This is a genomic window from Paraglaciecola sp. L3A3 (assembly GCF_009796765.1).
Taxonomy (GTDB): domain Bacteria; phylum Pseudomonadota; class Gammaproteobacteria; order Enterobacterales; family Alteromonadaceae; genus Paraglaciecola.
Window position 1 is genome coordinate 1,771,011 of record NZ_CP047023.1, and the last position, 26,029, is coordinate 1,797,039.

The 26,029-nt window shown below is 39.9% G+C and carries 18 protein-coding genes and 1 other annotated feature; of the genes, 5 read left to right on the plus strand and 13 right to left on the minus strand.

Features of this window, described 5'->3' with window-relative positions:
- Positions 1–87 precede the first annotated feature (87 nt).
- The 3 genes from GQR87_RS07410 to GQR87_RS07420 all read left to right on the plus strand — a co-directional run bounded on the left by GQR87_RS07410 (position 88) and on the right by GQR87_RS07420 (position 7,359).
- Positions 88–1,713, plus strand: a complete 1,626-nt coding sequence (locus GQR87_RS07410) for a sulfatase-like hydrolase/transferase (RefSeq protein WP_158968002.1) — start codon at positions 88–90, stop codon at positions 1,711–1,713.
- 92 nt (positions 1,714–1,805) lie between these two features.
- On the plus strand, positions 1,806–4,334 hold the full coding sequence (locus GQR87_RS07415; RefSeq protein ID WP_158972915.1) for a glycoside hydrolase family 2 TIM barrel-domain containing protein: 2,529 nt from the start codon (positions 1,806–1,808) through the stop codon (positions 4,332–4,334).
- A 94-nt stretch (positions 4,335–4,428) separates the two neighbouring features.
- A complete protein-coding gene (locus tag GQR87_RS07420; RefSeq protein ID WP_158968004.1) occupies positions 4,429–7,359 on the plus strand; it encodes a glycoside hydrolase family 2 TIM barrel-domain containing protein in 2,931 nt (976 codons plus the stop codon).
- Positions 7,360–7,444: 85 nt separating this feature from the next.
- Here the strand turns inward: GQR87_RS07420 and GQR87_RS07425 are convergent, their stop codons facing one another.
- The 13 genes from GQR87_RS07425 to hisG form a co-directional block, all read right to left on the minus strand.
- A complete protein-coding gene (locus GQR87_RS07425) occupies positions 7,445–8,347 on the minus strand; it encodes a hypothetical protein (protein WP_158968006.1) in 903 nt (300 codons plus the stop codon).
- A 229-nt stretch (positions 8,348–8,576) separates the two neighbouring features.
- Positions 8,577–10,382, minus strand: a complete 1,806-nt coding sequence (locus GQR87_RS07430) for an arylsulfatase (protein ID WP_158968008.1) — start codon at positions 10,380–10,382, stop codon at positions 8,577–8,579.
- Positions 10,383–10,593: 211 nt separating this feature from the next.
- Positions 10,594–13,206: a TonB-dependent receptor gene (locus GQR87_RS07435; RefSeq protein ID WP_158972916.1), complete on the minus strand. Its 2,613-nt coding sequence runs from the start codon at positions 13,204–13,206 to the stop codon at positions 10,594–10,596.
- Positions 13,207–13,801: 595 nt separating this feature from the next.
- Positions 13,802–14,197, minus strand: coding sequence for a DUF3718 domain-containing protein (locus tag GQR87_RS07440; protein WP_158968010.1), 396 nt, complete (start codon positions 14,195–14,197; stop codon positions 13,802–13,804).
- 220 nt (positions 14,198–14,417) lie between these two features.
- Positions 14,418–15,038: a bifunctional phosphoribosyl-AMP cyclohydrolase/phosphoribosyl-ATP diphosphatase HisIE gene (gene hisIE, locus GQR87_RS07445; protein WP_158968012.1), complete on the minus strand. Its 621-nt coding sequence runs from the start codon at positions 15,036–15,038 to the stop codon at positions 14,418–14,420.
- 162 nt (positions 15,039–15,200) lie between these two features.
- Positions 15,201–15,974 (minus strand): imidazole glycerol phosphate synthase subunit HisF, encoded by a 774-nt coding sequence (gene hisF, locus GQR87_RS07450; protein ID WP_158968014.1) that lies wholly within the window; start codon positions 15,972–15,974, stop codon positions 15,201–15,203.
- Between the two features lie 392 nt (positions 15,975–16,366).
- Positions 16,367–17,365: a branched-chain amino acid aminotransferase gene (locus GQR87_RS07455; RefSeq protein ID WP_158968016.1), complete on the minus strand. Its 999-nt coding sequence runs from the start codon at positions 17,363–17,365 to the stop codon at positions 16,367–16,369.
- 67 nt (positions 17,366–17,432) lie between these two features.
- On the minus strand, positions 17,433–18,173 hold the full coding sequence (gene hisA / locus GQR87_RS07460) for a 1-(5-phosphoribosyl)-5-[(5-phosphoribosylamino)methylideneamino]imidazole-4-carboxamide isomerase (RefSeq protein ID WP_158968018.1): 741 nt from the start codon (positions 18,171–18,173) through the stop codon (positions 17,433–17,435).
- Between the two features lie 69 nt (positions 18,174–18,242).
- Complete coding sequence (gene hisH / locus GQR87_RS07465; protein WP_199271739.1) at positions 18,243–18,863, minus strand: imidazole glycerol phosphate synthase subunit HisH; 621 nt, start codon at positions 18,861–18,863, stop codon at positions 18,243–18,245.
- A 13-nt stretch (positions 18,864–18,876) separates the two neighbouring features.
- The gene (gene hisB / locus GQR87_RS07470; RefSeq protein ID WP_158972917.1) at positions 18,877–19,947 is read right to left on the minus strand and encodes a bifunctional histidinol-phosphatase/imidazoleglycerol-phosphate dehydratase HisB; all 1,071 of its coding nucleotides are present in this window, start codon (positions 19,945–19,947) and stop codon (positions 18,877–18,879) included.
- A complete protein-coding gene (gene hisC / locus GQR87_RS07475; RefSeq protein WP_158968022.1) occupies positions 19,941–21,062 on the minus strand; it encodes a histidinol-phosphate transaminase in 1,122 nt (373 codons plus the stop codon). Before hisC ends, hisB begins: the two co-directional genes overlap by 7 nt.
- Entirely contained in the window at positions 21,062–22,384 is a 1,323-nt protein-coding gene (gene hisD / locus GQR87_RS07480; RefSeq protein WP_158968024.1) for a histidinol dehydrogenase, read from the minus strand. The genes hisC and hisD overlap by 1 nt, the downstream gene beginning before the upstream one ends.
- A 16-nt stretch (positions 22,385–22,400) precedes the next feature.
- On the minus strand, positions 22,401–23,300 hold the full coding sequence (hisG, locus tag GQR87_RS07485; RefSeq protein WP_158968026.1) for an ATP phosphoribosyltransferase: 900 nt from the start codon (positions 23,298–23,300) through the stop codon (positions 22,401–22,403).
- A 103-nt stretch (positions 23,301–23,403) separates the two neighbouring features.
- Positions 23,404–23,515: a sequence feature (His leader region), on the minus strand.
- A 241-nt stretch (positions 23,516–23,756) separates the two neighbouring features.
- Here hisG and GQR87_RS07490 point away from each other — a divergent pair.
- Entirely contained in the window at positions 23,757–24,077 is a 321-nt protein-coding gene (locus GQR87_RS07490; protein ID WP_158968028.1) for a hypothetical protein, read from the plus strand.
- 389 nt (positions 24,078–24,466) lie between these two features.
- Positions 24,467–25,999 (plus strand): alkaline phosphatase, encoded by a 1,533-nt coding sequence (locus GQR87_RS07495; RefSeq protein ID WP_158968030.1) that lies wholly within the window; start codon positions 24,467–24,469, stop codon positions 25,997–25,999.
- Positions 26,000–26,029 lie beyond the last annotated feature (30 nt).

Below are 26,029 nucleotides of genomic sequence, written 5' to 3' on the forward strand. Positions count from 1 at the left end.
ACTGAATTATTTCCATAATCTATTGCTATTCATCATAAGTTTATTATTGAAATCATTTATCTGTTTTGAAATCTAAAGGTGTTTTTTATGTTAAGAGCCGCTGCTGTTCTTATTTCTACTTTATTCAGTTTATCAAGCTATTCTGCCACCAAACCTAACATAGTACTTATTTATGCTGATGATATTAGCGCTCGAGAATTTCCTGTATATGGCTCATCAAAATGGAGTGCTCCACCCTACGGTGAAGATAGTTCCGACCCAAAATATCGTGCTAAAACCCCCGTTTTAGATCGGTTAGCAAAAGAAGGACTGTGGATAAAAACCGCGTGGGCCACGACTATTTGTTCGCCAAGCCGAGCTATGATGATGACAGGACGATATGCCCATAAACATAAATGGTGGCATAACAGTGACAAAGGGCAGGCTCCAGGCGCTAAAAATAAAAAACAATCTTGGCCATTATATGAAAGCTCTCCCCACACCATAGGGCATGTAGCTAAAGCCGGTGGTTATGCTACCTATTGGGCGGGCAAAACCCAAATGAGTGGAGTAGATAATTTTGGTTTTGATGAAGCTGTGTTTACCCCAGGTGAAAATAGCGAAGCTAGCACGCCTTACCCCTATTCAGATTTTACGATTTTAAATACTAAACGTAATGGCAAAAAAGCCTTAATTAATACCGATACCGGTGTGTATGTCGATTATTACCAACAATTTGGTTGGTATTGGCAGCCTCACGTACAATTAATGAATCATCCAACGGCTAAGCAAAAATTTGAATGGTGGCCTAATACAGCCGAATCAAAAGCTAATTACGGATTAAATACCTTTGGACCTGATGTTGAACTAGATTTTATTTTTGATTTTATGCAGCGTAAACATGAACAAAATAAGCCCTTCTTTATTTATCACACCACACATTTAGGTCACGACGGATGGGACTTTTTCAGCGAAGAAATTGGCAAGAAAAAACGTCAAAAGTGGCCAGGTACGCCAAAAGTGACATGGGATGGTAAAAAGTACACCAGAATAGCTCCCAATGTTACGGGTGATAAAGGCAAGTATGATACCCACGGCACAGTGACTGAGGGGGGGATGCATAATCATGTGAATTACCTAGATTACCAAGTTTGGCAATACTTAGAAAAATTTAAACAGATGGGCATCGAAAATAACACAGTGTTTATTTTTGCTGCGGATAATGGCACTAGTTTTTATGGTAAAGGCAGTACCAAATCTCAGCGTGGCACGCATGTCCCATTGATTATTTATGCTCCAGTGCTTGATATGACTAAGCAGGGGGAACAAGACGTATTGGCTAACATGGCGGATATTTTACCGACTATTGCCGATATTACTGGTGTTGGGATCCCAAATAGTTATGAAATTAATGGCCAAAGTTTAATGCCTTTTTTAACCTCTACCAAACCTAATCATCGTGATTGGATTTACGCTTATCACAAAGACCAACAATTAATTAGAAGTAAAAACCTGTTAATTGATGGTTCAGGTAAACTTTACGATACAACTGAACACCCTGATGACTTAATTAGTTTCCCGGTAATTAAAGAAATTAATAACGCCTCAGACGCTATTAAAAAAGAACACAAATTACTACAAAGTGTTTTACCACGCTTTGATTTACATCACTCAGAACATGATGCACCTGATGAAGGTGCAGGTGTAGTTGAATCTTTAGTTATAAAAAAGTGATTTTAAGTTTAAATTTAATGAATTTTTTTTGCTGTGACTGGTATATTATTGACAATCTACAATAAATAATTCATTGGAGTACTGTTTTGAATATGTTGAAAAAAATGGGCTTGGCGATAACGTGTTTATTTTTCGTTAGTGCTACCCTGGCAAATAATACAAGTCGTGAAATAGATTTTAATTTTGACTGGAAATTTACCTTAGTTGAGGACACAGCTTTACCCACTACTATTCCATTGCAAGACACTGCATGGCGTGATGTTAGATTACCTCATGATTGGAGTGTTGAACTCGATTTTGATCAGTCTTTAGAAGGCGCAACTGGATATTTACCTGGTGGTGTGGGCATATATCAAAAACATTTTGCTACTCCAAGTAAAGGTGAAGATAAAACCAGCTATATATTATTTGATGGTGTATATAACAATGCGACGTTTTGGCTGAATGGTAAGTTGTTGGGTGAAAACCCTTATGGTTATTCACCTGTGTATTTTGATTTATCAAAATACCTAAAAAAAGACGGTAGCCAAAATGTTTTGACCGTACATGTTGATCATTCACGCTATGGTGATGGGCGTTGGTACACTGGCAGTGGTATATACCGTAATGTTAAGTTAGTCACAGTTGATAAACTTCATATTCCTATTTGGGGCACGTTTGTCACTACGCCTACTATCACTAAAGAACAAGGTGAAGTGGATATTCAAATAGAAGTGAAAAACGATACAAAAGATAGACGCAGTTTTGTCTTGTCAACGCAGATTATTGATAATGAAGGCCATGTTGTTGCCTCAACTGATGACAAAGAAAGGCTTAAAGGTGAAAGAAAAGAAACTTATTCACAATCTTTAAAAGTGCAAAACCCTAAGCTTTGGGATATCACCGACCCCAATATGTATAAAGCAGTGACCAGTGTTATATATGACGATAAAACCGTTGATCAATACGAGACGCCATTTGGTTTTCGTACCATTCGTTTTGAAGCTAAAAAAGGCTTTTTCTTAAATGGTAAATCTACCTTGATGAAAGGTGTGTCTTTACACCATGATGGTGGATTAGTAGGGGCAGCTGTGCCTGAAGGCGTGTGGAGAAGACGTTTAGAAAATTTACAAGCTGCCGGTGTGAATGCTATTCGTACTACTCATAACCCTTTTTCTCAAGAGTTCTTAGATCTTTGTGATGAAATGGGCTTTTTGGTACAAAATGAATTTTTCGATGAATTTGATTACGCTAAAGACAAACGTTTAAATTACCATGACAGACACGATGATTATATTACTCGTGGATATGTTGAACATTTCCAAAAGTGGGCTAAGAGTGATTTAAAGCGCACTATGTTGCGAGATAGGAACCATCCTAGTGTTGTTCAGTGGAGCATAGGTAACGAAATTGAATGGACTTATGTACACTATCGTTACGTTACTGGGTTTTGGACTGATCCGAACGACGCCACTAAAGTGGATGGCAGCTTCTGGGGCGCGCCTCCTAAGTTCACACCAGAAGAAATGAAAAAGCGTTACGATGCATCACCTAAGGGTGAACATATTCTGGCCGATACTGCGGTTAAGTTAAACGCTTGGGTGAAAGAATTAGACACTACTCGTCCTACAACAGCTAATTTGATTTTACCTCAGGTGAGTCATGTAAGTGGTTATGCTGATGCGGTTGATCAGGTAGGTTATAGCTACAGAAATAGTGTTATCCCTTGGGCTCAAACCTATTTCCCGAATAAACAAGTGACCATTAATGAAAACCCGGGCACCTGGGATGATTGGAAACAAGTACTTAACTATCCAGGTGTGTTTAGTCAATTTATGTGGACCGGTATTGATTATATTGGTGAATATCATAACAAATGGCCTGAAAAAAGCGGTTGGGGCGACATTCTTGATTTAGCTGGCTTTGAAGTACAAGGTTGGAACTACTTTAAAAGTGTGTTCATTAATAAGCCACATATTTCATTAGGTACTTTGCCGTTAAAAGACTCAGGTTTTGAAGTAGACGAGTTATCAGGTTTAGCGGTGGCTAAAGGTAACGGCAGTTACAGATGGCGTGATTCTAATATGCATTGGAATTACAAAAAGGGTGATAGCGTTTTAGTTGAAGTTGCCTCTAATCATTCTATTGTAGAGCTGTTTTTAAACGGTGAGTCTTTAGGTTCACGGAGTATGTCAGAAAGCCCTGATCGTTTGTTCCGTTGGGTAGTGCCATACAATGCTGGTACCTTAACAGCGCGTGCAGGCTTTGACGGACAAGAAATTGAAGCAACATTCGAAACTGCAGGCAAAGCGACGGGTTTTACTTTCACATCTGATAAATCAGTACTTCAAGCTGACGCCTACGATGTGGCACATTTAGTCGTGCAATTACATGACAAAGAAGGGCGTATTGTAAAAACACAAAATGCTCATGTTACCTTTGAGTTTGCAGGAAATGGCCGATGGTTAGGTGTCGATAACGGAGCGTCTGCTAATGTTCAGAACTTCCAGTCTAATCATCTAGATACAGCAAAAGGCCGTGCTTTAGTGATAGTACAATCGACTAAACAAGCGGGTTTGATTAAAGTTGTGGCTAAGATTAAAGGTTTGGATGATCAAACTATTATTATCAATAGTAAATAATTAAACAGTTATTGTTAATAAACCTGATGTTGTTATGCGACATCAGGTTTTTTTATGGGTAAAATAAGGTGATCATAATTAAAAGGAGTATGGGATGAAACTTAGCATAAAGGTGTTAAGCCTATTAGGGCTTTTGTTGGCGAGTATTTTATCGATTGCACAAGAGTTACCCTCTGGTTACCCTAAAACTGAACGCACTAAGTTGATGTTAACTTCTGGATGGAAATTCCATTTAGGTGAACCAGAAGCTAAGTATTATGCCAGTGATTTTGATGATGGGAGTTGGCAAAATGTTACCGTTCCTCACACGTTAGAATTAACCTCTTTAGCCTTAAATGGTGTGAAAGACAGTAAGGTTCAAGAAACTTTCCAGCGTAAAGTAGGTTGGTATAAACGCACAATTAGTGTCAGTGCAGATAATTCTAAAAAAGTATTCTTAGAATTTGAAGGTGCCCACCAAGAAACAAATTTATGGGTGAATGGCCAACATGCTGGCAATCATGCGGTAAGTGGTTATACCCCCTTTATTTTTGATATTTCTGACTATGTAAAATACGGTGCAGAAAACCAAATTACCTTGTTGGTAGATAATCGTCGTAGTCAACATATTCCACCCGATCCTGGCCCATTTGATTACGTGAAATTTAGTGGCTTATACCGAGACGTGTATTTGGTTGAAACGGCTCCCGTGCGTATTACATTTAATATTGAAGGTATGAACCATGGCATTACCATCACCACTCCAAGTGTTGATCCGGTTAATTTAAACGCCACCCTAGATGTGAAAACTCACGTTATCAACCAGTCAAACAGCGAACAAAATATTCAGCTAATTAACCGTGTGGTAGATAAGTCAGGCGCGGTAGTTTTGAAACTAACAGACAATAAAGTGTTAAAAGCAGGGCAGTCGTTTGAGTTTAATCAAATTGGCGGCATCGAAGATGGATTACATCTTTGGTCAACAGAAAACCCATATTTGTACAAGTTGAATACCTTGTTGCTGGTGGATGGCAAAGCACTGGATGTGGCTGATAATAATGTCGGTTTTCGCAAGTTTGAATTCGACCAAATAAATGGTTTTAAGCTTAACAACAAACCGATTGAATTGATGGGCTTTAATCGTCATCAACACTATGGCTACATAGGTGATGCATTACCTAATTCACTGCATAAAAAAGATATGCAACAATTCAAAGATTTAGGTTTTAACGTGATGCGCACCGCTCATTACCCGCAAGATGATGCCATTTTACAAGCCTGTGATGAACTGGGAATTTTAGTTTACGAAGAAGCACCCACATGGACTGGTATGCAAAACTCAGGCAAGTGGTGGGATAACCTAGAGGCGTCTGCGCGAACTATGGTCAGAAACCATAGAAATCACCCTTCGGTAATCATATGGGGTGCAGGTATTAACCACAGAGGTTATGTACCTAGATTACATTATTCGGTTAAACAAGAAGATCCTACTCGATTAACCGCCTCACAAAGCAGTCGCTGGACAGGTTGGCAGTCGAGTGGTTTAACTGATGTCTTTGCCAATATGAACTATGGCCCCGGAGAATGGGCGCGTCATGAGCAGTTATTAGCCATGGAAGGGCGTACCGGCCCAGAAGTGATTGCCGAATATAAAAATGATCCGATGAAAACCGGCATGATCGCCTGGACTGCTCATGCTTATTATACCTTTCACGACATTGGTGTGTGGGACGATAGAACCCGTGGCGGCATGTTAACGTCTTTTAGGTCGGTCAAAAATCCTAAAATTATGTGGTATCCCACTGAATTAACCAATACGCCTAGTTTATACGTGAAAGATCCTTGGACTGAACAAACCAAGCTACTGACAATTTACAGCAATGCCGATGAAATCGAACTAGCGGTTAATGGCCAATCAAAAGGGCGTTTTAAACCTTCTACTGCACTAAAGTATATTGGTATTGATCACCCGCCTTATGAGATCCCGGTATCATTTTATGAAGAGGGTAAGCTGACTGTCACTGGATTTATTAATGGTCAACAAGTGTTACAGCAAGAGCGTTACACACCAGGTAAACCCTATAAAATTAATTTAAAATTGGATACTAAAGATAGAATTTTGGCCGCCGATGGCAATGATATTTTGGTCGGTTACGCTGAAATATTAGATAAAAACGGCATGTTGTTACCTGATGCAGAAGCAGAGGTTGAATTCTCGATATCTGGTCCTGCTGAAATTATCGGTGATAAAGCCAATATTCAGGCTAATCCAGCTAAAGTAAGACTGGGTGTTGCACCCATATTAGTCAGGGCCGGTACTAAAGCTGGTAGTATAAAAATTCGCGCAAAGGCGAAAGGTCTAAAATCAGATTCGGTAAAAATACGCAGCCAAGCTGTGAGCAAAGACGCACTTTTGGTGAGCGCTTATCCGATAAAAGATTATGCCAAAATTCGGGTTGATATGGGTGCCCAAGACCAGCTAGTGCAATTTGGCTGGGATGCTTGGTATGGTCAAGATAACCAAGGGGCTTCGCAGCATTTTGATGATTTTGGTGGTTTTGATGCCTCGCTACTCAGTAATTCCGAACAAGGTGTATTGCGTTGGCTAGGTGAAATGAATGTGATTGGTTTATATGGTTATGTTTATGGCGAAGGTGTGTTAGGTATAGATAAGCAAGGTATCAGTCTGATTTTTGATGGTTTAGAAAAAGGCCAGTACAGTATTAAAACTTACCACCATGCTCCTCGATCTAATACCGACTCAATGGATCCAAACTTAGATAAGCTAAAGAGTATTACTATTCATAAGTTACCTTATGCCACCACGTTAGAAGCGTTGGTCAGTGATGCATCAGGAGCCTGGAATGTTGAAGATATTGCGGTGACTGAAGGTAAGTCTCTACAATTAGGACAGCCTGGCTCACAAATCATTACTTTTGAAGCAGACGGAACAAATCCGGTGTCTATTGTATTTAGAGACCCTAAAGGTGAGAAAGGTATTTGGTTAAATGGTTTTGAGTTAACATCATTGAAAAATCTGCATTAAGCCGCTCCAGATTACATGAAGCAAAGTTATAAAAAAGCCTCTAACTGTAGAGGCTTTTGTTTTAAATGGCGTTATTTCAGCGTTATTATTTAATAGGATAAAAACGAAAATAATCCACGTCTAAACTGGTGTCACTTCTATCTCTGGGCTTATTACCAAACTCAATAAATAAATTCGATAGTAACCAGTAACATTTGTTGCGGTGTAATTTATTAATAGACGTTTGGGTGTTTTTATCAGTAAAGAATACAGTATCGCCGATTTTATACCACTGACCGTTAACTTGTTCCCATAATTGCAAATACTCAGGCGTATATTCCATGCCAAGAGTAGTCCAATCTGAATGGTTAATCCGAGTCTCATTTGGTGCGCCAAGCATCACTGCTTTGTCGCCATCAAAATCTATATCACTCTCGTTAGCACTGCCTGTGGCGACAATTCTTTTGCCATCAAAAAAGGCAGGGGCATCAGTACTCCAGTGGGTAGGTGTTGGCCAATTGCCAAATTCCATTAAGTCTATTTCTAAAGTATGACGATTTTTAGGGGATATTCCTTTGTTAACTTCACCGGCGTTGCCCCAGAAACCCCAAATAGCAGGATGAAAGGAGGTAGCAACATCCGTTTTTATCCCAGTAGTACGCCACCTAGTTGCATAAAAACCATAATCTACCGCTTTTAGTGAACTAATACCGCTGCCTTTTTGTTGGGCCCCAATACCTTTCAAGGAGACATATTCATTCGTGCCATCTATAGCTGCAAAATTTACGAATTCAGTGCCTCGCCCCAAGCCGCCAGCGGCTCTTTTACGGTAAGTCCATTTAGATGTATCTAGTTTGCCACTGTTAAATTCGTCAGATATTTCATCATCTACCGAACTTGAGTATTGATTCGCTAACTCAGCAGGAAGATAAGAAGGGGTAGGGAGCAGACTGCATGCTGAAGTCGCCAATAGTATTGTGACTATTGCTAATGATTGTTTGATAAACATAATATTACCTCAAGATTAATTTGTTTTAATTATAGTGACATTTGTTTGTTTTTTATAGAGTAGCTTTAAAATACAAATTTTTATTTGCAGGTGAATGTACGTGGGCTTGCTAGGGAAAATTGAATATTTTGAGATATAGTGGTTTGAAGTAAGGAGGGTTGAGATAGAAAGGGTTGAAATAAAAAAAGTGGCAACTAAGTTGCCACCCTTGTTGTAGCTTAATACTTTTTTAGAGACGAGTAACTTTTACGTAGTAAGCACCTAATTCTTTATTATTAGCGTCAATGAAACTTGCTTGAAGTTTGGCTTTGCCTTTTTCAAGATTAACATTGAAGCTGATATATTTGTCGCTTACGTTAACAGGTGCCATTTGTGTTGTATTAGCAATATTTAGTTTTGCTTGGCTGGCTTTGAATCCTAGACCTTTGTATTCTCTGAAGGATCTATCGCCCGGTACTTTATCTCCCGCCACCATGTCATTATGAATAGCTGTGTCAGCCTCTTCTGGCCAGCGTCTTAGTTCAATTTTATACTGACCTGAGTTGATGATATTCACCCACCAATAACCTTTATGAACACCATCATCTTCGGCTTGTTGTTGACGAATAAATTTTTGATTCCACGGTACAGCTTTGTTGTCGCCTAACCAATCGTGAGAGGTTAGATTGACTGGGTTAGCTTCATCTGCACCTAAATAGATAGCAGTGGGTTCGCCAAATGTAGGTTCTAATTCTGTCCACCAGTTGTCATAAAATTTAGTTAGACGGGATACCACTTCTGGATGCTGTGCAGCAACGTCATTCTCTTGCCCTGGATCTTGCTCCATGTCGTACAATTCTTTGCCATTAATTAGACGCCATTGATTGGTCATTACTGAGCTTGCACGCCATTTTATAGGGTTTAGTACGCGTTGAGAGTCGGTGATTAAAATTCTATCCGACCAATTTTTGGCTTTGCCTTTCATTAAAGGAAGAATCGATGTACCGTCAAAAACTAGGCTGTCAGGTTTTTTTGAACCAGTCATCTCTAATAGGGTAGGGACTATGTCTACGTATGAAGTGATAGTGTCGACTATATGCTGCTGGGTAAAGCCGCCATTTGGCCAATGTAAATAGAATGGTACGCGATGGCCGCCATCATATGCGCTGCCTTTTTTACCACGCATACCCGCATTAAATACTTTTTCTCCGCCAGCGGTGCCGTTGTCTGTGGTAAAAACAAATATGGTGTTGTCTGCCAGGTTATTTTTCTCTAAGTAATTTCTAAGCTTTTGCACATTGTCATCTATGTTATGGATCATGCCAAAGAAATGCTGTTGTGAAATAGTTAAACCTTTGTCTGCATATTTAGCGGCATATTCTTCTGGGGCGTGCATAGGACCATGAGGTGCATTGGTACTGATATAAGCAAAGAAGGGTTGAGCTTTATCTTTGGCTTGCTCTATATATTCAATTGCTTCTTCGAAGAATACATCTGTTACAAAACCTTCAGCTTTTTCGGCTACGCCATTACGAAAATAACTGCCGTCAAAATAAGCATTATTCCAATAATCTGGGGTTTGACCGACACCACCACCACCATGGTAATAGGCATGTTCAAATCCTCTGTCCATTGGGCGATAAGGGTAATTATCTCCTAAATGCCACTTACCAAACATGGCGGTTTGATAACCGTTATCTTTTAATAAGTCGGCAATGGTGATTTCGTTCTCTCTAAGCATAGAACGGCCCATTATGGTGTGCCATGTACCTGTACGGTTAGTCCAGTGACCAGTTAATAAAGCTGCACGAGTTGGCGAGCAAGTAGGGGCGACATGGTAGTCATTTAAATTCACTGACTCTCTAGCTAAAGCATCAATGTGTTGGGTTTTAAGAATAGGGTTACCGTTAATACCAAGATCGCCATAACCTTGATCATCAGAGATAACAAAAACAATGTTGGGCTTATTTTGTTTATTTACGTTTGCAGTGGGTTGGTCCGAGGAACAGCCTGCAAGTAATGCAACAAAACTAAGTATTACTATTAATCTATGCATAGAACTCTCTTTAGTTAGATAATTTTAGTGGATACATATATTTATAAATAATAGTATATATTTATATATGAAAATCATCTATAAGATATTTGTAAATAAAGAGTAAATTTAATAGGTATTTAAAAGGAGAAACTTTGGATTAAAGATTTTAAACAAAAGGGGCTGAAAGCCCCTTCTACGATATTAAATGTTTGATTATTTTAAATTGAGGTTAAAAACGCTTCTTAACAGATACACCAAAAGTGGCGGGTTCAGCTAAGTAGGCATTTATTTTTCCATCTTGAATCGGTGTATTAAAGGTATTGCTTCCTATATATTCTTGATCCAAAATATTTCTTCCCCATACTATTACATCCATATCTTGAGCAGCGAAATTCATGAATAACCTTAAGTTAAGTAAGTCGTATGAACCTGAAAAATGTAGAGGATCATTGCTGCCATCCATCACTCGATTACCGGTATAACTATATTCAACTTGAATGTAGGAATAAATATTACCCGTTATATCAATGTCTTTTTTGACTTGAACCACACCGTAATGCTCAGGTTCACTGGCTAATCTATCGCCAGAACGGCTGCAAAACTCATCTGTAACTTGAGCCCTTCCTGGATCTTCAATACCGGAATGGAAGGTACTAGGTAACCAACAATTACCCTTCAAAAAAGTTTCATATTCTGCTTTGGTATAGGCATATGCAAATTTGACTTCTAAACTCTGTGTAGGTAACCAAGTGACTTCGAGCTCAGCCCCTGAGGTGTTTATATCCCCGGCATTTTGTAAGTTAAATCCACTACCGGTAAAAGTGTTAGCTTGGAAGTCGGTAATATCAGTTTTGTGAATAGCGGCATTGATCCGCAGATCTTGAGCTGGAAAATCTTGTTTCATGCCCACTTCAATTGAAGTCGATTTTTCTGCACCAAAAACAGGATCAAACTGGGCGTCAATACGATCTGTATTGGTTCCACCTGATTTATAACCGGTTCCCACTAAAGCATAATAAAGTGAATTATTAGTCGGTTGATAACTTAACTTCACCGTGCCAGTAACTTGGCTATCTTCCAATTTCTCATTAATGTCGGGTCTACCAGAGGTAACTGCACCTACAAAAGGTATACCCCAACCTGGTGATTGTAATGGAGCAATAGTTAACAAGTCTGCCGATGAAGGAGCCTGGCCTGCAAGTATAGCTGTACCTATGTTTTGTAATGCAAAAGGAATACCGTCTACTCCACCTGAAAAATTAGCAGGAATAAATGGTTCCCCATCAGTATTCAGTTCTGCAAAGGCGCTAAATAACTCTTTTTCTTCTTCTGTATAGCGTAGCCCTGCGGTCAGAGTAAATTCGTCGGTTAATGCATAATCGAATTGACCAAAAACGGCAAAACTTTCATGGCTTTGTTCAGCGATATGAGGAAAGGTCACATTCGATTGACTGGGTGATGCCACTGGTGCAATAAAACCACCAGTGAGTGCACTTATAGTATTCAAACCATCTACTATATCTTGTAGATCACTGATGCCATTTTCATTGGCATCTCCTGCAGCTTCTAGAGCTTGGGGATAAGCCACTTGATCAAAAAATACACTAAATCCAATTTCAGCATCAAGTAAGTAGTCTAAATTAAGATCCTGTTGAAAAAAGTAAACACCTAAAATCATATTTAGTTTCTCTTTGGAATAATCTAGCCTTATTTCCTGAGAGAAAGAGTCTTGTTCACTATCATTGGTGATGGTTAATAAATTAGCATCGCTGAAATCCCCATCTAGTATATCCGTTGAATTAACACTACGACCGGCACTGATAGAGACTAAGCTTAAATGTTCTGTTAAATCCCAATTAATTTCCATAGACAATCCACTATCTTCCATAGTGGAAATCGGCAAAGTATTGAGGGCTACTTTTCTATCGAAAAAAGAATCCCCGCCATCGAATAATGTGGCCCCAAAAACGTTACTCAACACATAGTCAGAACCAAACTTGCCCGGGATATCTTTAGCTTGATAATTATTCATAACGACAGGAGCCGCACAACATATTTCATCAATTTCAGCATGATCGGCAATCACACGTACCGATATATCATCTGTTGGCGTATATAAAGCCTGTATTCTTGCCCCCCAACGATTTCGGTCATTTATGACATTTTTGCCGAGATTGACATCGCTACCTATGCCATCTCTATCACTACTAAAAGCGGTAACACGAAATGCAAGAATATCTTCAATAGCAGAAATTGAAGCTGCTCCTGACAAATTTAATAGACCAAAGTTGCCTATAGTGGCTTCTACAAAAGCATCACCACCGTCATGACTAGGCGCGACAGTTTTGATTAATATTGCTCCAGAAGGAGTATTTTTACCAAACAGGGTACCTTGAGGGCCACGTAAAACTTCGACTGCTTCTACGTCAACCAAGTTGTTAATGATGGAGTTTTGTCTAGCACGATAAACCCCATCAATATACATACCGACCGATGACTCTAAACCAAAGTTTTGTGATGATGTGCCCACACCACGGATAGAAAAACTTGAATTAGTGGCTGACTGACTCTGAAATGCTCCTAATCCTGGAACATTGGTTTGTAAATCATAAATATCTTTAATCACAGATTCAGCCATTTGTTCGCCAGAAAAAGCGGTAACAGATACAGGCACCTCTTGGAGATTTTGAGCTCTTTTCTGAGCTGTGACTGTGATGACTTCTAAATGTGATTCTTGAGGTTTTTCTTGGGCTAAAGTTAATCCGCTATTTAGCACTAAAGCTGTGCCTAATAAAGCTGATATAGCTGATGGTTTAAAACGTAGTGGAAGAACTTGTCTCATCATTTATTCTCTTTAATGTTCGTAAACTAGTCTGATTTGCTGAGTTAATTAGTATATAACCTGAACTCGGGTTAAAAAGTATCGTGTCATTTTAATTTATACTTAAAACTCAATGGGTTACAAATACACATTCATTTTGATTTACATCAACGCTTACTCGATGACGAAATTTTTGTGGATAGCAAGGCGGATTTTCGTTCGCAATAGCTGGCTATTGTTACAAGATCCAACGCCGCTAGGCGCAAAAAAGCGTTATTGAGAAGCTCTGTTTATCCCGATCTCAGGTTATATAGATTAGGTTAATTATCTACGCTTAATCTTACCCTATTTGACCACTCACCATAACCACTGAGGCTTTTTTAAAAAATACACAGTATTAACTATTCGTTAACCATTATCGGTATGTAGATACAGTAATAGAAAATACATAAAAAAAACAGTTAATGGCAGGTTATTATTTAAAATATATTTGGGTAATCGATTGATTATATTAAAAAAACGGCCTCAAATGAGGCCGGTTTTTAAGGTCGGTAGTTTAATACCAACCACCATGTTGAACGGTTTGAAACCTAGGATTAGCTAAGTCTTTGCTCAATTAGATACGATCTTTTAATACAGCGGCAATAGGGGAATTCGCTAGGCCATTTTCGGCGGCCCATGCAGTAATAGTTTTTCCATCATTTTCTGGTGCACTTAAGTCACTTTTAGGCATTTTTTTCACCATCAAGGTACCTGTTTCTATTGCATTGTTAAGCATAGCAGTGCGAATTAAGCTGTTACCACCACAAGAAACACCTGAATAATAATCTTTAATACGTAGGCTAAAGTCAGATTGTACACGCTTCATTTTTTTACGAAGTTCGCCTTTATCATCTGCTTTAACGATAGTGCAAATATTTTGTAATGCTTCGCCCACATCAGCTTGTGCGTTGCCAGCAAAGATTAAAGAAGTAGTCGCGATTACGATAGATGTTTTAACTATTTTCAACATGGTTAAATTCTCTCTGTAGGTTAATAAAAATTGTTTTGAAACTTGGTTCTGTTTAGGAATCAATGTTTCGATGGGTTTATTAAACACTCATTTCATTGATTAAAAAATCTACAGGTCGATACTTAGGTATATAAAACAATACTCAGAGTAATAATTGAAATTGATAACAAGCCGCGAATGCGGCTTGACAAAAAAGGAAGGTAATTGTCTTAATTTTAACTTATTTAGCGTGGCGCTGTTTTAATACGGCTATGACATCTGACAAGTTCAAATCACTAGCTTGCAGTAACACTAATAAGTGGTAAAGCAGATCAGCAGATTCATTTTTTAGCTCATCTAAATCTTTTACTGTGGCAGCTAAGGCTGTTTCTACACCTTCTTCACCGACTTTCTGAGCGATACGTTTAATACCACTAGCATACAAGCTTGCTGTATAGCTGCTCTTGGCATCAGCACCTTTACGAGAAGCTATCACTTGTTCTAATTCAGCAATAAAGCTGATGTCGGCTGAGCCACTCTCTGCCCAGCATGTTTCAGTACCTTTATGGCAAGTAGGACCTACTGGATTAACTAAAGCTAAAATACAGTCATTGTCACAATCAGCCGTTAGTTCAACTAAGTTTAAGCTGTTGCCAGATTCTTCCCCTTTAGTCCATAAACGTTGTTTAGAGCGGCTGAAGAAAGTGACTAAACCTGTTTCTAAGGTTTTATTTAATGCATCTTGATTCATAAAACCTTGCATCAGTACTTTACCGCTAATTGCATTTTGTACAACGCAAGGAATCAGGTTGTCCATTTTCTGCCAAGCCAACTCAGCAATATTTTGTTTAGTAATAATCATCTTAATCTCTAATAATGTTTTAGCTACGAGCTACGAGCATTAAAGCTTTTGAACCACAGAGTTCATAGAGGCTTCGCTACACAGAGGTTGTGAATGCTAAGAATTAGATTTTCTTTTCCTCTGCGCACTCAGTGTCCTCTGTGGTTAATATTCTTTTGGTCTTTAATCTCTAATTGCTACTTTTTGTTCACGTAAATAGGCTTTTAAATCCGGTATCGGAATAATACCTTTGTGAAATACCGATGCAGCCAGTGCGCCATCAACGTCAGCTTGTTCGAATACATTTTTAAAATGTACCTTTTCACCAGCACCGCCTGAAGCGATTAAAGGCACTTTACAAGCGGCACGAATAGCGGCTAATTGTGCAATATCATAACCTTGTCGAACACCATCTTGGTTCATGCAATTTAATACTATTTCACCGGCACCACGTTGTTGCACTTCTTTCACCCAGTCAGCTGTTTGCCAAGCTGTGACTTGGGTACGAGACTCATCACCTGTGTATTGATGAACTTGGTAGACTCCTGTTTCTTCATTGTAGAAACTGTCAATCCCCACCACTACACATTGTTGGCCGTAGGTGTCATGTAAGCGGGTGATTAACTCAGGATCAGCTAAAGCTGGCGAGTTAACAGATATCTTATCTGCCCCCATCTCTAGAATTTTACCTGCATCTTCAACGGTTTTTATGCCGCCCGCTACACAGAAAGGGATATCAATCACTTGGGCAATACGGGTTACCCAGCTTTTATCGACAACACGTTGATCACTGGATGCTGTGATGTCATAAAACACCAATTCATCAGCACCTTGTAAAGCATATTGTTCGGCAAGGGGAACAATGTCACCGATTATTTCGTGGTTACGAAATTTAACCCCTTTTACGACCTTGCCATCTTTAACATCGAGGCAAGGAATAATGCGTCTTGCTAACATAAAAAACCTTAAAAATTTTTCGAGTTTCTAGCCGCGACTTGCGACTAAAAACTTGTAACAGAACCTAAAGTCAGCGCTAAACTTTTGTTCGAATCTCGTCATTCCTGCATGTCGTTGGCAGGGTTCCCTTCTTCTAAAGCTATTCCCCACAGAGAACACAGAGCGCTTCGCTGCACAGAGAAAAGCATAAAACTATAGACTGTTAAGAAAACACTGATTTTATTAATCTGTGTCTTCTTTTAATCTTCTTTACCTCAGTGCTCAGCTTTTAGTCTTTTGTAGGTCGTCCATTTATGGCGTCTATTGTTTACATTGACGGGCTAAAGCCCCGACCTACAATAAAGAATTTTCATTATCTTTGTGGTTCAAATCCCTCTTGCTCCAAACTGCTGTTACTTAACTTCAGTCAACCAGTTATGGTTATCTTCAGCTTGGCCCCATTGAATTTCATTTAATGCTTGGCGTAACTTCTGCGTAGTAGGGCCATTTTCACCTGTACCTACTTTGTACTCTTGACCATTATGGATCAAAGTACCAACAGAGGTTAACACGGCAGCAGTACCAGATAATGCGGCTTCTACATTAGGTTTAGCTGCACGCTCTAATAACTCAGTCACAGTAAGATCTCTTTCAGAAACCGTCATGCCTAAATCGGCAGCAATTTTCAATACTGAGTCACGAGTGACACCGTGTAAAAATTCTGAAGATAAAGCTTTAGTGATAACTTCATTGCCATCAATCAAAATAAAGTTTGCAGCGCCAGTCTCTTGCACATCACCATTCGGACAAAATAAAATTTGGTCGGCTTGTACTTGTTCTTTTGCTTGTAAAATAGGACCTAAAGCACTGGCATAATTACCACCACTTTTAATCATACCCATGTGGGGTGCACAGCGCATACCTGTTTCATCCAGTAATATGCGCAGTGGTCTTGAGCCACCGGCAAAATAATCACCTACAGGAGAAATTAATACATATAAGATAGAGGTAGCACTGGGGGCTGCGGCTTTACCAACGGCTGCCTCTGTCCCAATATGCGTAGGGCGAATATACATAGAGCCTGGAGGCTCTGGAATTTCATCTTTGTACTGAGCGACTATGTCTAAAATCATATCAGACACTTGTTGCTGGTTAACTTGCGGTAAATGCAACAAGTTACTGCTTTGATCAAAACGATTAATATTTTGATCCATGCGAAACACATGCACACTGCCATCTTGATGTTTAAAGGCTTTAAGTCCTTCAAAACAAGTACTTGAATAATGTAGAACATGCGCACCAGGGTGCAATTGAATACTGTCTGAGGAAACTGTTTTAGCTTCGCTCCATTGACCATTTTCGAAAGTTGTTAGTGCCATTTTAGGCATAAAAACTGTACCAAATGCCGACATTGTAAATTCCTAAATTTTTATTTTATATTGTGTAAACAGGTATGAAATTGTGTTTCATACGAGCTCATTATTGAGGGCTATTCCAGCACTCTATGGCTTCTGCGACGGTAAATTTACCTTCTAGTAAAGCTCTACCTAGTATCACTCCACTTACCTTTGTGGGTTTTAATACGGCTATGTCAGCTAGTTTGCCAATTCCGCCGGATGCTTGCCAGCCCACAGTGGGAAATTGTTGGGCCATTTCAGTATACAGCTGATGATTAGCACCTTGTAAGGTACCGTCTCGGCTAATATCTGTGCACAATACATGTTTAGCGCCAACAGATAAAAAGTCATTGAGTAAGTCTTCGATAGACACCCCAGAATTTTCTTGCCAACCATGAGTGGCAATAAACTTATTACCTGATTCATCTATATTTATGTCAAGGGCAAGGACGATGGCATCGGCACCATATTTGGTTATCCAACCTTTTACTAATTCAGGCTCTTTCACCGCCAATGAACCAATCACTACACGTTTCACACCTATGTCTAATAGTTGCGCTACATCTTCTTCACTGCGAATACCACCGCCAGCTTGAAACTGCATGCGGTTAGTGGCGACCATTTTAGATATTAAATCTAATTGGCGTTTACTGGTGTCTTTGGCGCCAGTTAAATCGACAATATGTAACCATTTTGCACCTTGATCAGCGTAGCTATTAACCACGTCTACTGGATCAAGTTTATATTCGGTTTTTTGTTCGTAGTCGCCTTGATATAAACGTACTACTGAACCCTCTATTAAATCTATTGCTGGAATTATCATGCTTGCTCTTATCAATCTAAGTTTTTTATTAAGTAGTGATTTTATTAATAAATGCTCTTACTAAGAAATTTACAACTGAATAAAGTTTTTCAAAAGTTGCGCACCTGCATCGCTGGAACGCTCAGGGTGAAATTGCACACCAAAGAAATTATCTTTGTGAATAGCCGCAGAAAAGTCCATTCCGTAGTGGCATTTGGCTAAAGTGAACTCAGATAAAGCTACCGCAAAACTATGTACAAAATAGAAATAACTATCTGCATCTAAGCCTTTAAATAAAGGTGCATCTGCAGCGGCTGACACAGTGTTCCAGCCCATATGTGGTAAGCGTAAATCGCCTACTTGCATACGCTTAACTTGTCCAGGGATCAAGTTTAAACATGGCGTACTGCCGGTTAAGCTTTCTTCAGAGCTTTCCACCATCAATTGCATGCCCAAACAAATACCTAATACCGGTTGAGTCAAACTTTGAATGGCTTCAACTAACTGTTTTTGTTTAATACTGGCCATAGCCGCATTGGCACTGCCTACGCCCGGTAAAAATACCTTGTCTGCTTTTTTAATGACATTCACGTCATCACTTACATTCACTTTGACACCTAAACGTTCAACTGCAAATTTAACAGATGAAATATTGGCGCAGCCTGTGTTTACAATGACAATTTCTTGCTGCTTTTTAGTTAAGTCGATCATATCGCTCATGTAACTACAATGCTCCTTTACTACTAGGTAAAGCTTCACCTTGTTTATGGATAGCTTGGCGTAAGGCACGGCCAAATACTTTAAATAAACTTTCTACTTGGTGGTGAGCATTGCCTTCTGAAGTCGATAAGTGCAATGATAATCCCATAGCTTGTGCAATTGAGTAGAAAAAATGAGGTACCATTTCGGTAGCCATTTCGCCTACTTGATCGCGACTAAATTCTGCTTCAAATTTTAAGTGTGGACGATTAGAAATATCTAAAATACATTCAGCTCGGCATTCATCCATAGGCAAGGCAAACCCAAAGCGGCCAATACCACGTTTGTCACCTAAGGCTTTCTTCAGCGCTTCGCCTAGGGCTAAGGCGGTATCTTCAACACTGTGATGATCATCAATATGTAAGTCGCCATCTACTGTTAAGTTCAGTTCAAATCCACCATGAGTGGCGATTTGATCAAGCATGTGATCAAAAAAACCTAAGCCAGTTTCTATGGTCGACTTTGCCGTTGAGTCTAAATCCACAGTGACATTAATATTGGTTTCAGATGTTTTACGCACTACAGTTGCCACACGGCTAGAGGCTAATAATTGTTTCTCAATGGCCGGCCAGTTTTTGTTTTGCGGATTATATTTAATTCCCACTATGCCCATGTTTTCAGCAAGTTGAATATCGGTATCGCGGTCGCCAATCACAAAAGAGCGAGTAAAGTCGACTTTTCCTTGTTGTAGGTAGTCTTTGACTAAACCTAGTTTAGGTTTGCGACATGAGCAGTTATCGGCATCAAAATGAGGACAAATTAATACATCATCAAATATCACACCCTGACTTTTGAATATATCCATCATCTTGTTATGAGCTAAATCAAAATCAGCTTGAGGGAAACTATCCGTACCTAAACCGTCTTGGTTCGACACCATCACCAAGCTAAATCCAGCCTGTTGTAACTTAAGTAATACTGGGATCACTTGCGGTTCAAAGACTAATTTTTCTAAGGTGTCTAATTGTTTGTCAATTGCTGGCTCTTCAACCAGAGTCCCGTCACGATCGATAAAAAGAATAGCTTGGCTCATGATTGATTTCCTTGCAGTTGGTAAAAGCTTGATATAAGTGCAAGCAATTGTTGATTTTGTTCAGCACTGCCCACGGTAATGCGCAGGCAATTTTGTAAATTGAATTGTTTAGATTGGTCACGAATAAACATTTTATGACTGACTAAATAGTCCATTAATGCTTGTTTTTGTGCGGTTCTAAACAGAATAAAGTTAGCTTTATCGTCGCCCACTAATTGAATATCACCCATTTTGATTAGACTTTGTTTGAGTAAGTCTTTTTCTTTTTGAATGGCTGATACTTGAGTTTGCATAGTGCTTAAACCTTTATCACTCAAAGCTTGTGCAGCAATTTGTGCGACTGGCTCTGGCATAGGGTAGGGCGCAATGACTTTTAATAAGGTATGAATAATTTGCGCATTGGCTAAGGTAAAACCACATCTTAAGCCGGCCAAAGCAAAGGCTTTTGACAAGGTACGCAAGATCACTAAATTATCATATTGTTCAAGTTTGTTAGCCCAAGAATTGCTTGCATCAAACTCGATATAAGCTTCATCAACTACAACCAATGCTGAACCGGCGAAGTGGTTCAACACTTGTTCAATTTGCTGTGGCGCAACCCCCGTACCTGTTGGGTTATTAGGCGAACAAATAAACACTAAGTTGACTTGGTCTTTAAAAGACTTAATTGTTTCTATATCCAGTGAAAAATCGGCATTTAGTGGCGCTTTTTCAATACCTACATTGGCGGTTTCTGCACTGATGGCATACATGCCGTAAGTAGGCGGACAAATTAATATTTTATCTTGGCCAGGAGTACAAAAGGCTCGAATTAATAATTCTATGCCTTCGTCTGCCCCGCGACTGACTAACAATTGTTTATTGCTGATACCGGCAAATTTTGCATAGGCATTGATAACACTACTAGGCTGACAGTCAGGGTAACGATTAAAAAATTCGCTACTGACTGAATATTCATTGGCATAGGGCGATTCATTGGCATTTAACCAAACAGGTTGTTGTGCATCTTGATTGTTTTCGCTGGCGGCAAATAGGCGACGAGCTGATTCGTAAGGCACTAAAGCCTTAACATTTTCGCAGACTAATTTGTCGATTAAAGACCCGACTCTATTGCTCATTATGCGTCTCCATTATCGCTAGACGTTTGATTAGCTGGATCTTGTAAACGTAAGGCCACAGCTTGTCTGTGGGCATCTAAGCCTTCAGCGTCGGCTAAATCCATTATGGCGTCACCAATATTTTGTAATCCTTGATAAGTCAATTCTTGCACCGTAAAGCGGCGCATAAAATCAGCTAAACCTAAGCTAGAATAGTTACGTGCGTAGCCATAAGTAGGTAATACATGGTTAGTACCACTGGCATAATCCCCAGCAGACTCTGGTGACCACTGACCGACAAATATTGAACCTGCATTGGTCAGCTTAGCTAAACTATCCCGTGCATTTTCAATTTGGATAATTAAGTGTTCAGGGCCGTAAGCATTACTCACAGTAAATGCTTGTTCAATGTTATCAGTCAAAATATAACGACTATGCTGTATGGCTTTTTCAGCAATGTTTTGTCGACTTAAGGTGGCCAATTGTGCGCTGACTTGTAGTTTAGTGGCTTCGATTAGCTCAACGCTATCAGACACTAATACCGCTTGAGAGTCAGCTCCATGTTCAGCTTGAGATAATAAATCGGCAGCCACATAAATTGGGTTCGCCATTTTGTCGGCAATCACCAACACTTCAGAAGGTCCAGCTGGCATGTCTATGGCAGGCCCTGCAGGAATTCGACTCACTTGTTGTTTGGCTTCAGTGACAAAACTATTGCCTGGGCCGAAAATTTTATCGACCTTTTCTATCGATTCAGTGCCTAGTGCTAATGCCGCTATGGCTTGAGCGCCGCCTACTAAATAGATTTCGTCTATGCCACATAATTGAGCGGCATAACGAATTTCTAGCGCTATTTCGCCTTTTTTATTGGGCGGTGTACATAATACACTTCTGGCACAGCCTGCAACTTGAGCCGTTGCACCTAACATTAAAACGGTAGATGGTAAAGGCGCAGTGCCACCAGGAATATATAAACCCACAGAGGCTAGGGGTGCATGTTTTAACTCACACACTACACCTGGCGTTGTTTCTACTTTCACGTCTTGCGGATATTGCGCCTGATGGAAAGACTTAATATTGGCATAAGCCTGATCAATTGCTTTTTTGACTTTAGGCTCAAGCAAAGTAGCGACTTCACCTATGCTGACGTCATGTAAACGTAAGTTGGCGAGTTTTGCCCCATCAAAGCGCTCAGTTAACGCTAATAAAGCTTTATCGCCATCCGTTTTTACTTGCTCAATAATAGTGGAAACCGTATCGCTCAAGCTTTGACTATCAGCCAAAGCAGGGCGGCTCAGTAAATCTTGTTGTTGCTGTTTATTAAGTCTTGACCAAATTTGCATCTTGTTGCCTGTGTACCTATTTCATCATTTTTTCGATTGGCATAACCAATATCGAACTACAACCCAGAGATTTTAATTTCTCCATGGTTTCCCAGAACAAAGTTTCGGGGCTAACGACATGAATAGCCACTATGTCATCGTTACCTGAAAGGGGTAAAACCGTTGGGTTTTCTGAACCTGGTAATAAACTTTTTACTTGTTCTAAGTAAGCTTTAGGAGCGTGCAACATAATGTATTTGCTTTCTTTGGCTTGAGTCACGCCATCCATACGAGGTAATAATTTGTTAATAAGTGATTGTTTTTCTTCACTTAATGGGGCTGCTCGTTGAATTAATACTGCACGAGATACAAAAATTTCGTCAGCTTCTTGTAAGCCATTGGCTTCTAAGGTGGCGCCAGTAGAAACTAAGTCACAAATGGCATCAGCTACGCCGGCTCTAGGAGCAACTTCAACAGAACCCGTTAACATGACTGTGCTGGCATTGATGTTTTCTTGTTTGAAAAAACGTTCTAATAAATAAGGGTAAGTGGTAGCCACTTTTTTGCCTTGCAGCGACTGTATGCCTTGGTAGTCCATTTCATTGGGTACAGCTAAAGATAAACGGCATCCACCGTAATCTAAACGACGTAATTCAATATAATCTGCGGCTTTCCCAGAAGCTTGGCGCTCAAGCATTTTTTCTTCAAGTTCGTTTTGACCAATAAAACCAAGGTCAACCACACCGTCCATAACTAATCCTGGGATATCGTCATCACGGACTAATAATAAATCGATAGGCTGGTTAGTCGAATGGGCAATTAATAAACGGTCACGAATTTGCAATTTAATGCCAACGGCTTTTAACAGTGCAATACTGTCGTCACTTAATCTGCCTTTCTTTTGTACTGCAATACGAAGTCTTTTACTGTCACTCATGATGAATGTGCCTTATTTAATATTCAAAAATCTGTTTTGTAGCTATTGGATTAAACCTAAAACATTTTGAGTTAACTGATATTTCTCAAAATGCCTTAAAATGAAAAACCCCCGAAAGTTGCCTTCCGGGGGTTGAGAAAATTTTCTGCACCGCTAGAAGGATTCAATAACCTTCCAGCTCGAACCTGAAAGGTTAAGCTTTATGATGGTGATGGACAGCTTGCAGTGTATTTTTCAAAATTTTGTCTTACCCAATTAGTTTTACTGCCGTTATTAAAATGTAGCGGCAATCTATGGCGCATACATTATTCAATCGGCTCGATTAATGCAATGCTAAATGTAGAGAAAGTTGACTATTTCTTACAATAAAATCGACTATGGTATGTAGACCTTATATATTTTGAATTAACTGCTCAAAAATAGGTCAAATATTATAAATATTGAGGTGAAAAAATTATGACCAGCGATTTACTTTTTTCTATTTTACCCAGAGAGGGCAAAGTGCCCATTACAACAGAAACTCAGAAAGTTGAAAAAATAAGCAAAGCAGATTCACTTAAACCCCTTAGCGATGAAGAGCAAGAGTTGCACGTGGAAGAAAAAGAAGCACGGCAGCAACAGCAAAAAAATAAAAAACAAAAGAAACAAAACAAACAACAAGCTGAAAAAGTTGCAGAACAGCAAGACGGTCAAAATAAAACTGCAACTGAGACAAAAGAAGATGGCGATAACCCCAAAAAGCCGAAAGGACCAAAACACTTGGATGTTTATGTTTGATAAAGTAGTCGCTAGGATAAATGTTAGCGGAAAACAGATTTGTGATTCGAGCAAAAGATAAACGCAAAAGAATATGTCACAGAGTAGCACCGAGATTAATAATGCGGCTGCTTCGAAAAGATTAAAAAATATTCACCACAGGGACATAGAGCGCTTCGCTCAAAAAGAAAAGCCCAAAAATAGTAAAAGAGGAAAGCTAACATCAAGCCCATGATTCCGGTGTGCTTTTAGGCCGGAATCATTGAAAGCAGTGACTAGCTACTAATTTAGCTAGAATGCTATTACAACTCACGTTTTAACGGTATTTAATAAATTTTTTATAAATCTGCCATTAAGTTGTAATCACAGAGCCCCACAATTGAGAGCTTTCAATCTATTCGGTGTTTATCATGTTTTCACGCAGACGTTTTTTATTGGCTTCAAGTTCGCTTGTGGCACTCACGCCTTTACTAGGCTTCGGCTCATCTACTCAATACCCATTCACTTTAGGAGTTGCCTCGGGGTGTCCGCGTGATAATAGCGTTGTGTTGTGGACTCGCTTAGCGCCGAAGCCGTTACAAGGCGGGGGGATGCCGTCGGGTATTGTTGCAGTGCGCTATCGCGTATGCTCCGATCCTTCGATGAAAACCACGGTTCGTCAGGGGGTGGTACAAACATCAGAAATCAAAGGTCATTCTGTTCATGTGACGGTGGATGGACTCAGGCCAGGCCGTGAATATTGGTATCAGTTTTACTTGGGTGATGACGATAGCCCCATCGGCCGAACTCGCACAAGCGATAGTCAAGCTTTAACGACGACATTGGCGCTAGCGGCGTGCCAACACTACGAAAGTGGGTATTTTGGAGCGTTCCGGGATTTGGCCAAATGGGCCCCAGACTGCGTAATTCACGTTGGGGACTATATTTACGAGGGCGCAGCAAGACCCCTCTATACTTGCGACGAAAATAATTCAAAGGATCTCGAACGTCAGGTTGTTCGCCAGCACAATGGTGCCGAAATCACCACACTTTGGGATTACCGAAACCGTTATGCGCTGTATCGACTCGACTCGGACTTACAGGCTGCACACGCAGCCAGCCCATGGATTGTCGCGATGGACGATCACGAAATTGACAATAACTGGGCAAACAACACCCCACAAGACCCTTGGGCGCAGACTGAACTAGAATTTAAGGTGAGGCGTCTCGCCGCGCTGCAAGCCTACTATGAGCACATGCCACTGGAGCATCCTCCGGTGATAAATGGGATCGATGCAACACTGCACATGCACGATGTTTATCGTATGGGACCGGCACAGATTCATCTATTGGATACGCGCCAATACCGCAGTGATCAAGTTTGTGGTCAGGGCTTTCCTGCAGATTTTCCGTGTGATGCGTTACAAGATCCAACTCTAACAATGACCGGCCAAGCACAGGAAAAATGGCTCTTTGAACACTTACGTAAATCGGACGCTGAATTTAATGTCTTAGCACAACAAACTTGGTTCTCGCCTTATCGCTATGCCGAGAATGATAAAGCAAAGCAATGGAATATGGATCAGTGGGACGGCTATCCAATTCAACGGCAACGCATAATCGACAGGCTTGCCGACGTTTCTAACCCCGTGGTACTCAGCGGCGATTGGCACTGCGCTAATGCGAATACTATTCATCGAGACCCTTTAGATTCCAATTCATCGATAGTAGGCCATGAATTCGCGACTAGCTCCATTTCATCAAATTGTCCTTGGAAAAGTGCAGTTCATGATGCAGCTCCGCTTAACGAGCATGTACATTATGTTAATGGTGACAAACGGGGTTATTTACGAAGCACGGTAACTAAAAATAATTGGAAAAGTGAATATCGTGTAATGGACAAACAGACTTCAGCAGAGGCTAAAGCATCTACTGATTATGAATTTAATACACGTGATGCTTAGACATTCACATGAATGCCTTTTTAGGGCTTT

Bases quoted from the DNA above. Each gene is read 5' to 3' on its own strand.
- GQR87_RS07495 (WP_158968030.1), top strand. From the start codon at position 24,467: ATGTTTTCACGCAGACGTTTTTTATTGGCTTCAAGTTCGCTTGTGGCA.
- hisC (WP_158968022.1), bottom strand. From the start codon at position 21,062: ATGAGCAATAGAGTCGGGTCTTTAATCGACAAATTAGTCTGCGAAAAT.
- GQR87_RS07410 (WP_158968002.1), top strand. From the start codon at position 88: ATGTTAAGAGCCGCTGCTGTTCTTATTTCTACTTTATTCAGTTTATCA.
- GQR87_RS07435 (WP_158972916.1), bottom strand. From the start codon at position 13,206: ATGAGACAAGTTCTTCCACTACGTTTTAAACCATCAGCTATATCAGCT.
- GQR87_RS07455 (WP_158968016.1), bottom strand. From the start codon at position 17,365: ATGTCGGCATTTGGTACAGTTTTTATGCCTAAAATGGCACTAACAACT.
- hisD (WP_158968024.1), bottom strand. From the start codon at position 22,384: ATGCAAATTTGGTCAAGACTTAATAAACAGCAACAACAAGATTTACTG.
- GQR87_RS07440 (WP_158968010.1), bottom strand. From the start codon at position 14,197: ATGTTGAAAATAGTTAAAACATCTATCGTAATCGCGACTACTTCTTTA.
- hisA (WP_158968018.1), bottom strand. From the start codon at position 18,173: ATGATAATTCCAGCAATAGATTTAATAGAGGGTTCAGTAGTACGTTTA.
- GQR87_RS07490 (WP_158968028.1), top strand. From the start codon at position 23,757: ATGACCAGCGATTTACTTTTTTCTATTTTACCCAGAGAGGGCAAAGTG.
- GQR87_RS07420 (WP_158968004.1), top strand. From the start codon at position 4,429: ATGAAACTTAGCATAAAGGTGTTAAGCCTATTAGGGCTTTTGTTGGCG.
- hisIE (WP_158968012.1), bottom strand. From the start codon at position 15,038: ATGATTATTACTAAACAAAATATTGCTGAGTTGGCTTGGCAGAAAATG.
- GQR87_RS07425 (WP_158968006.1), bottom strand. From the start codon at position 8,347: ATGTTTATCAAACAATCATTAGCAATAGTCACAATACTATTGGCGACT.
- hisG (WP_158968026.1), bottom strand. From the start codon at position 23,300: ATGAGTGACAGTAAAAGACTTCGTATTGCAGTACAAAAGAAAGGCAGA.
- hisF (WP_158968014.1), bottom strand. From the start codon at position 15,974: ATGTTAGCAAGACGCATTATTCCTTGCCTCGATGTTAAAGATGGCAAG.
- GQR87_RS07430 (WP_158968008.1), bottom strand. From the start codon at position 10,382: ATGCATAGATTAATAGTAATACTTAGTTTTGTTGCATTACTTGCAGGC.
- GQR87_RS07415 (WP_158972915.1), top strand. From the start codon at position 1,806: ATGTTGAAAAAAATGGGCTTGGCGATAACGTGTTTATTTTTCGTTAGT.
- hisH (WP_199271739.1), bottom strand. From the start codon at position 18,863: ATGATCGACTTAACTAAAAAGCAGCAAGAAATTGTCATTGTAAACACA.